Here is a 237-nt window from a genome sequence, read left to right as displayed (position 1 = left end):
GATTTTTCTTAATCAACTGAGGCTCAAAGGTGCCATTGCGGTCTCTAGGCGCGTCTAACTCAAAGTTACCGGACGGATACTTAATGGTCTTAGAGGTTTTGCCATTTTTACGATTAGGCTGAGGATCATGCGCTAAATGCTGCTCAAGCTCAGCCTGGAGAGCCGCTTCAGTGAGTTGCTTGATCAGTGGACCAAGAATGCTGTCTTTACCTGTGAGGCTTTTACCTGATTGCAGAT

1 protein-coding gene is annotated in these 237 nt (G+C 46.4%); it reads right to left on the bottom strand.

Annotated elements, in window-relative coordinates:
- Nucleotides 1–235: transposase (locus B4920_RS27875; RefSeq protein ID WP_254051086.1), on the bottom strand; the 235-nt coding region annotated here is incomplete at its 3' end.
- Between the last annotated feature and the right edge of the window lie 2 nt (nucleotides 236–237).

Origin of the sequence: Zoogloea sp. LCSB751 (assembly GCF_002028455.1) — a bacterium.
Lineage (GTDB): Bacteria > Pseudomonadota > Gammaproteobacteria > Burkholderiales > Rhodocyclaceae > Zoogloea.
Note: the sequence above shows the minus strand (reverse complement) of the source record. Positions and strands in the feature narration are given on the sequence as shown.